This is a genomic window from Rathayibacter sp. SD072, assembly GCF_017355185.1.
GTDB lineage: Bacteria > Actinomycetota > Actinomycetes > Actinomycetales > Microbacteriaceae > Rathayibacter.
In genome coordinates, this window is the sequence record NZ_JADILJ010000035.1 from 34,922 (window position 1) to 40,925 (window position 6,004).

The following is a 6,004-nucleotide window of genomic DNA, read 5'->3' on the forward strand; positions in this document are numbered from 1 at the left end:
TGATAGCCATGGGCATCGATCGGCTGGACGAGGGCGAGGACGACGGCCTGATCACGGGTGAGGCGATCGCCCTCGAGGTCCCCGTGACCTCCTTCGTCCTCCGGGCCTGCGGGGCGGTCATCGACCTCGTCGCCGAGATCCTCCTGGCCCTCGCGCTGTTCTACCTGGTCTCCGTCCTCGCCGGAGGGGACGGCCTCGACCCGTCCGCCGCGGCGGCCGTCGGCATCGCCGCTCTCGTCACCTCCCTCGTGCTCGTCCCGGTCGCCGTCGAGACGGCGACGCGCGGACGCTCGCTCGGGAAGCTCGCGGTCGGAGCCCGGGTCGTCCGGGACGACGGTGGAGCGATCTCCTTCCGTCACGCGCTGGTGCGCGGGATGACCGCGGTCCTCGAGATCGTGATGACGGCCGGCGGGCTCGCCGCCGTCGTCGGGCTGCTGTCCCGCCGCTCCCGACGGCTCGGCGACGTCCTCGCCGGGACTCACAGTCAGCTCGAGCGGGTCCCGTCGGTCGTGGAGCTCCGCGCCGAGGTGCCGGAGCCGCTGCTCGGCTGGGCGGCCACCGCCGATGTCGCGCGGCTCCCCGATGCTCTGGCCCGCCGGCTCGCGCAGTTCCTGCGGAACCGGACCGGGATGACCGAGCCCTCCCGCTCGCAGCTGGCCGCGTCGCTCGCGCACGAGGTGTCGGCCTCGGTGTCCCCGGTGCCCTCCGCGCCGGCGGAGGACTTCCTCCTGGCCGTCTCGGCGCTGCGCCGGGTGCGCGAGGAGCGCGCCCTGCGGCTCGCCGCCGACCGCCTCGACCGGCTCGCGCCGGTCCTGGCCGGCGCGCCGCGCGGTTTCCCCGACCGCTCGGGTCACTCCTCGGCGGACGGCTCCCGGTAGCGGATCGTCGTCCAGCCCTGCGGGACCGAGAGTCGGGCGTCGTGCGCCTCGCAGAGGTCGTAGCCGTGCGGGTCGGGCGCGGCGCTCAGCGGGCCGACGGCGACGACCGAGTCGCGGTAGTCGTAGGTCAGAGTGACGGCGGCCGGAGCCCGGCAGCCCGTCCGCGAGCACTGCCGTCCGGTCATCGCGCCCACAGTAGCAATAGGCTGGGGGCATGCCCCGTGCTCGTCGCTACACCGCTCGTCAGGCGGCATCGGTGCGGGGCGGCTCGAGGGACAGGCACGGTCGCGGCATCCGCGGCCCCGTCACCGGGCCCCACCTGCCCCTGCTGCAGACCCGCACCGACTTCTTCGAGATGACGGTCGGATCCGCCATCGACTACCTCCGCGGCGCCTGGCCCGACGAGCTGGCGGGCATCCGCGTCGACGTCGCGGCGACTCCGGACGTCGATCCTGCGCGGCTGCGGGCCACGGGCATCGCCCGCTGGCGGGTGGACCACGCCGAGCGCCGCATCACGCTCTACCGGGTGCCGATCCAGCGCCTCGCCAAGCTGCACCGTCGCGACGAGTTCCACGAGCGGATGCTCATCGAGAGCCACGTGTTCCGCGCGGTCGCCGAGCTCCTCGGCCGCGACCCGTGGGACATCTCCCCGGACCGCTTCCGCCACCTCTGACGCCCGGGGCGCCGCCGCTCAGTGCGAGTAGACCGTGATCGGCGACGAGAGCGGACCGGGCGGGACGATCGGGTAGGCCGCGAGGCGCCCGTCGCTCGCGATCGACACCGACGCCTGCACCGGCTGATCGCTCGTGACCACGAGCGGGTCGACCCCGGGGTCGACGGTCGCGGAGGCGAAGGGGCCGATCTCCACGGTGCGCGAGCCCGAGGCGGAGTCGAGCACCACGGAGGCGGTCGTGTCGCTGCCGTTCGCGAGGTGCAGGCGGGCCCCGGGCTCGCCCGTGCCGGCCACGCCGAAGGGCGTCGAGGTGGACGTGCCGGAGGCGAACCAGGCGTAGTCGGTGCCGGCGGAGCCGGTCGACGTCGTGCGTCCCGCCGCGACGACGGGCTCGTCCGAGGTGAGCGTGATGCGGTAGGAGCCCTCGGCGAGTCCCGACAGCGGGACCTCGCCGACCCGGCCGGCCGGCACGACGACCTGCGTCGACGTCCCCGCGCCGCTCGGGTCCTCGTTCGCGACCTCGATCGAGACGGTGCTGTCGGCCTCGCCGGGCGCCAGGATCCTCAGCACGGGGCTGCCGGCGCCGCCCGTGCCGTCGTCGCTGGACGTCTCGGCGGGAGGGGTCGAGATCCGGTAGCCGGAGACGACGGTCAGGGTCGACGGGGCCGCCGACGGAGCGGTCGCCTCGACGCCCACGGGGGTGAGGCCGGCGATGGCGGTGCTCTGGAGGCTCGCCGCGATCTCGCCGCCGCGCGCGGTCATCCGCACGACCGGCTGCACGACGTCGGGCGCGAGCCCCGCGAGGGGCAGTGCGCGGACGGTCCCGGGCGGCACGACGATGCCCGTGGATCCGGTGGCGGCGATCGGCCCGTTCTCGCCGTAGAGCGAGAGGTCGACGGTGGCCGCCACCTCGCTCGCATTGGCGAGGACGAGGACGGAGGTCGAGCCGACGTCCGTCGAGCCGCCGACGATCCAGCTGTCGGCCGAGGGCTCGGCGCACCCCAGCGCGCTCAGACCGGAGACGGTCTCGGTCGCGATCGACTGCGTCGTCGCGCCTCCCGGCGTCGGGTCGGCGCCGGCGGGCACGACCAGGCGCGCGATCCCGCTGCCAGGCGCGGCCACGTCCGGCTCGTCGAGGACGGCGGAGTCGGTCGCGACGCCGTCCGGCCAGACGGCCGAGCGCGATCCCTCGAGGGCGCGGAGCTCCTCCGGATCGGTCGCGTCGAGGAGGTCTCCCCCGCAGACGAGAGCGCTGTCGGCGGCGACGGGGGTGACGGAGACGCCCTCCGCGGCCCGGGTCGCCGCGGGGAGCGGGAGCAGCTGGGGCAGGACGACAGCGGTGGCGGCGAGCACGACACCGACCGCGCCGACCGCGGTCCGCATCGCGTTGCGGCGGCGACGGGCGGCGGAGGCGCGCCGGTCGCGCGGAGGCTTCGGCGGGACGGTGGCGACGGAGTCCGTGCCGGCCGCCGCGCTCCGCTCCTTCGAGAGTGCACGCGCGGCTCTCCGCTCGGCGCGCGTCGGATCGACCGGGGGCGGGGGGACCGCGGGCATCTTCTTCTCCTGGTCGCGGGGATCAGACATCGTCGGTCCCGTCGTCGAACTGGCCGGTGGCCTCGCCCGGCTCGTCGTCCATGCCCGCGACGGCGGCACCCGACCGAGCGCGTTCGAGCGACATCCCCGTGGGGACGGCCAGCAGGACCGCGACGAGGAACACGAGCAGCAGAGCGGTCGTGTAGGCGATGCCGAAGGGGCCGACCACGTCCTCGGGAGCGGCCTCCACGCGCTGGTCGTCGGGGTCGACGGCGCTCCAGAGGAGGCCGTAGTTCGTGTCGCCGACGGCCGAGAACGCGGGGTTGCCGTCGAGCGAGACCGCGGCACGGGCCTGCACGGCCGACGCCGCGTCGCCCGCCTGCGCGTCGTCGGCGTCGGTGAGCACCACGAAGCGGACGCCGAGCTCGTCGAGCGCCCCCTCGACGTCGTAGCCGGAGCGCGACACGAGGTTCCCGGCGAGCTCGTCGATCTCGTCGGTCCTCTCGGCACCGGTCGCGGCGAGGGTCGACTGCTGGTCCAGCGTCGCTCCCGCGCCGCGCTCGAGACGGGCGAGGATCCCGCCGTCGTCCTGCGGCACCAGAACGATCGTGCCGACGCGCGGGTCGTTCTGCGCCTCGGCCGCGACGTACGCGGGGAGCGATCGATCGGAGGTGCTCGCGATGGACGAGCCGTCGGAGGCGGGGAACGCCAGCGCGAAGGGACCGACCGCGAGAGCGGCGGTGACCGTGACGACGAGGGCGGTCACCAGGCGCAGCGAGGGCAGAGCACCGAGCGACAGCGAGAAGCCGATCACCAGGCCGAGCCAGTAGAGGCTGAGCCCGGTACCGCTCCACACGGCCACCGACTCGGAGCCGGCGGTCGCGACCTGGATCCCCTGGGCGAGGGAGGCGGTGAGCAGGCCGGCGGCCGCGACTCCCACCCCACCCAGGGCGGGGAGGTTGTTCGGCAGCAGGAGGGATCCGAGGGCGGCGACGATCAGCGGGAGCACGAGCACGAGGGTCGCGAGCGGAGCGGCCGCCTCGGCGATGCCGAGCCGGTCCGAGAGGAAGCCGGTCCAGTCGCCCGGCAGCCCCGCCGGGACGCCCGCGAGGAGCGAGAAGAAGTCCGCCCGGACGGAGGGCAGAGGCACTCCCGGGTCGGCGAGGACGGCCAACCAGTTCCCGCGGGGCGCATGGGCGACGACCAGGGGGAACAGCAGGGCGAACGCGGGGATCGGCAGGCCGGCGAAGCGGCCGAGGCGGCGTCCGGAGGTCGCGAGGATGACGAGCCACACCACCAGCAGCGGCAGCGACAGGATCGGAGCGCAGGCGACGACGGCGGCGGCGAGGAGCGACGCGGTGGCGGAGGCGGACCACGAGCGGTACGCGCCGAAGCCGGCGAAGAACAGCCACGGCAGCAGCACGTGCACCAGGATCGGGCCCGGCCGCCCGTCGGCCTGCGCCGCGTAGAACGCGGGGGCCAGGATCCACGCGATGGCGCCGAACGCCCGGGCGAGGGGTCGCGGCGTGATCCGCGCGACCATCAGCCAGGCGCCCATCGCGGCGAGCGGGAGCGCCGTCAGGTAGAGCAGCACCATCGCGTAGCTCGGCGACCAGAAGGTGATCGACCCCAGCACCGCGAGCACGGCGGCGAAGGGATCGGCCGCTCCGATGAAGCCGGAGCCGAGGTCGCGCCATCCGTAGGCCGCGTTGCGCCACAGCTCGGCGACCGTGGGCGAGAGGGTCAGCAGGCCGCCCCCGCTCAGGGCGGGTGCCGCGATCAGGGGCGTGTAGATGATGAGACCCGCGAGCGCTGCCGCGAGAACGACCCAGATCCCTCCGCTCTGGAAGAAGTGCAGGGGGTGCCGCTCGCGGCTCGCCTGGACCCGGACGGCGTCGTGCCGCACGGAGCGCAGCTGGCGGACGGTGTCCAGCGGGATCCGCAGCGGCGCGATCGCCTTCCAGCCCACGTTCTTCGAGGAGCGCAGGATCTTCCGCGCCCGCAGCACCTTCGTGGCGCCGAAGGCGACGACGACCGCGGCGAGCAGCTCGCCGCCGACGAGTCCCGGCTGCTTGCGGAGCAGGCGGACGACCGCGCGCCCGACGGCGAGCGGCACGAGCGAGAGCCAGTGCAGGACGAGCAGCGCCACGGGCGCGTACGCGAGGCGGCGGTGCAGCTGCGCGGTGCGGTGCTGCCTCGCGCGGCGGCGCTCCCCTCCGTCGATGCGACGGCCGTCGGGGCGCTGCAGGCCGATGCGGGCGGTCGTGACCCGCGCGTCCGGCACCCGGCTGACGCGGTGCCCGGCCAGGCGGGTGCGGATCGAGAAGTCGAGGGCGTCGTCGACCACGGGCAGACCGGGGTCGAACCCGCCGAGCTCCTCCCACAGGGAGTGGCGCACGAGCATGCCGCCCGCGGCGACCGCGAGGACGTCGGGAGTGGCGTCGTGCTGCCCCTGGTCGAGCTCGTCCTCGACGAGGTGGACCGTGGTGCCGTAGTTCGTGATCGATTCGCCGTAGCTGCGGATGTAGCCGGACCGGGTCCAGTCCATGACCTTCGGGCCGGCGACCGCGACGGAGGGGGCGACCTCGACGGCGCCGAGCAGCGCGGCGAGCGCCCCGGGCTCGGGAGCGGAGTCCTGCGCGAGCAGCCAGAGCCACTCGTCCTCGCCCCGCGGAGGCTGCATCACGCGCACCGCGCGCGCGACCGCCTGGCCGAAGGGCAGGTTCTCGGAGACCTGGACCAGCTGGGACGGGCCCCACCCGGCGAGCAGCTCGCCCGTCGCGTCCTTCGAGCCCCCGTCGACGAAGACGGTCGCGTCGGGCTGACGGGTCTGTGCTCGGAGCGCCGCGAGGGTGCGTTCCAGATACGCTGCGCCGTTGCGCGCGACGAGGACGGCGGTTACTCGGGGATACATCGCGGA

5 protein-coding genes are annotated in these 6,004 nt (G+C 74.9%); 2 read left to right on the forward strand and 3 right to left on the reverse strand.

The annotated features are described in order from the left end of the window. Positions 1–8: 8 nt before the first annotated feature. Positions 9–878, forward strand: a complete 870-nt coding sequence (locus tag IOC53_RS13525) for an RDD family protein (RefSeq protein ID WP_307786199.1) — start codon at positions 9–11, stop codon at positions 876–878. Here the strand turns inward: IOC53_RS13525 and IOC53_RS13530 are convergent. Beyond that, positions 851–1,063: a DUF3499 family protein gene (locus IOC53_RS13530; protein ID WP_207406479.1), complete on the reverse strand. Its 213-nt coding sequence runs from the start codon at positions 1,061–1,063 to the stop codon at positions 851–853. The genes IOC53_RS13525 and IOC53_RS13530 overlap by 28 nt on opposite strands. Before the next feature lie 29 nt (positions 1,064–1,092). On the opposite strand from IOC53_RS13530, the gene IOC53_RS13535 reads away from it, so the two are divergent. Beyond that, positions 1,093–1,551: a metallopeptidase family protein gene (locus tag IOC53_RS13535; protein ID WP_207406480.1), complete on the forward strand. Its 459-nt coding sequence runs from the start codon at positions 1,093–1,095 to the stop codon at positions 1,549–1,551. An 18-nt stretch (positions 1,552–1,569) separates the two neighbouring features. Here IOC53_RS13535 and IOC53_RS13540 read toward each other — a convergent pair whose 3' ends face one another. Both IOC53_RS13540 and IOC53_RS13545 read right to left on the reverse strand, forming a co-directional pair. Continuing rightward, positions 1,570–3,135 carry a DUF5719 family protein gene (locus IOC53_RS13540; protein ID WP_207406481.1) on the reverse strand — a complete coding sequence of 522 codons (1,566 nt, stop codon included), beginning with the start codon at positions 3,133–3,135 and terminating at the stop codon, positions 1,570–1,572. Continuing rightward, positions 3,128–6,004: glycosyltransferase family 2 protein (locus tag IOC53_RS13545; RefSeq protein WP_207406482.1), on the reverse strand; the 2,877-nt coding region annotated here is incomplete at its 5' end. The genes IOC53_RS13540 and IOC53_RS13545, both read right to left, overlap by 8 nt.

Coding starts and splice junctions, on each gene's coding strand:
- IOC53_RS13525 (WP_307786199.1), top strand. CDS start 9: ATGGGCATCGATCGGCTGGACGAGGGCGAGGACGACGGCCTGATCACG.
- IOC53_RS13530 (WP_207406479.1), bottom strand. CDS start 1,063: ATGACCGGACGGCAGTGCTCGCGGACGGGCTGCCGGGCTCCGGCCGCC.
- IOC53_RS13535 (WP_207406480.1), top strand. CDS start 1,093: ATGCCCCGTGCTCGTCGCTACACCGCTCGTCAGGCGGCATCGGTGCGG.
- IOC53_RS13540 (WP_207406481.1), bottom strand. CDS start 3,135: ATGTCTGATCCCCGCGACCAGGAGAAGAAGATGCCCGCGGTCCCCCCG.